Source organism: Arsukibacterium perlucidum DSM 18276, from assembly GCF_000382165.1.
Taxonomy (GTDB): Bacteria; Pseudomonadota; Gammaproteobacteria; order Enterobacterales; family Alteromonadaceae; genus Alishewanella; species Alishewanella perlucidum.
This window is the reverse complement of record NZ_KB907781.1, coordinates 1-1,276: the sequence shown is the minus strand read 5'-3', so window position 1 is coordinate 1,276 and position 1,276 is coordinate 1. Positions and strand designations below refer to the sequence as shown.

Below are 1,276 nucleotides of genomic sequence, written 5' to 3'. Positions count from 1 at the left end.
GAACACCTAGGTTAAAAAGGCACTGAGCCCAACGCGGGAAGATCTGGGTGTTCACATTCACCAGTATGGGTGTTCACATAAATCAGAATACGCACCCAGGAGCGAGACAGCAAAATGGCAACGCTGGCCAGCTTTATTACCGACCTTGCAAGAACTGCAAAAATGGACGACAACATAGTTAAAGAAAGTGAAAAAAGGCTAATGACAAATTCGCCAAGTCGAGTATTGGTCTCAGAGGGTTATGATTTTGCCTTATGTGATATTTGCGTCAGACACGAAGATCTTGTTTCTCTCATTATTAAACCTAACATTTCCTCGGCAGAAACTAATGAGCAGCTAGAAAAAAACTCGAAAATAGACATAACCGATCATGCTTTTAAGAACGAATTTGAAGAGTTGCTTGCGAGCATCCTGAGGTCTAAGCCTCGTTCACAAGCCAAAGAAATTCATCGGATTTTGTGCGATGAATGCAACCGAGAAGAAGATGCCAGGGTTTTTGACAAAAATAATATTCTTAAAGGTGAAGATCAAGGGTTAATCTCTTGGCGAGACAAGTATAGAAATAATTCAGAACGTTCATATTCACAGAACAGCCTGAAAAACGTGGTTAGTGCAGTAAAGAAAAAAATGAGCCTATCAGCTTCAGTTTGACTGAAACAAGCGAACCGCTCATAAGCTCTGAATAAAAGGGATAGACAATGATAGAAATCGCAAACAGCATCACCAATGCTATTCAGTCAGGAAACATTTTGTGGCTTGCGTTAATTGTAATGATTAGCTTAGCAGCAAATTATCCGCGAATATCTGAATATCTGGAGGGTCGACGAAAGCAACGTGTTAATAATTTACTTGAAGCACTTGGGTGCACCCATCTAGATGACAAATTCAAAGACTTTCTAAAACACGAATTAAGTAGAGAATACTTCCTTTATGTAACTGATATAGCTGCAGAAAAAGAGTATAGAGAGGAGCTAATAAGGCTGAATGAACTCTCGAAAGGCGAAGTGCCATTTTTTCACTATAGGAGAGCGTCCAGTCATTTAAGATTCAAAGACGGAACAGTAAGTATAAAGTTAGATAAATCTGACATATTCGGCTATTACATGAACTTCGCTGTAGCAATATTTTTTGGTCTGATCTCTATGGTCATGTTTATGATGCCAGCATTCGTGAGGCCAATGTCGAGACTATAAAATCTTCTGTGTAAGTGGCTGTTTATCATAACGATACTCGGTCACCGTACATGATCATAAACTGCGTCATGGCAGGCTTCCAA

General features: G+C 39.7%; 2 protein-coding genes. Both read left to right on the top strand.

The genetic code is table 11. The annotated features are described in order from the left end of the window. Nucleotides 1-114: 114 nt before the first annotated feature. Nucleotides 115-651 (top strand): hypothetical protein, encoded by a 537-nt coding sequence (locus H141_RS0119630; protein WP_019677969.1) that lies wholly within the window; start codon nucleotides 115-117, stop codon nucleotides 649-651. A 47-nt stretch (nucleotides 652-698) separates the two neighbouring features. Then, nucleotides 699-1,193, top strand: a complete 495-nt coding sequence (locus tag H141_RS0119625) for a hypothetical protein (protein WP_019677968.1) — start codon at nucleotides 699-701, stop codon at nucleotides 1,191-1,193. Nucleotides 1,194-1,276 lie beyond the last annotated feature (83 nt).

What these genes read in the sequence shown, in the direction of transcription:
- H141_RS0119630 (WP_019677969.1), top strand. Translation starts at nt 115, where the DNA reads ATGGCAACGCTGGCCAGCTTTATTACCGACCTTGCAAGAACTGCAAAA.
- H141_RS0119625 (WP_019677968.1), top strand. Translation starts at nt 699, where the DNA reads ATGATAGAAATCGCAAACAGCATCACCAATGCTATTCAGTCAGGAAAC.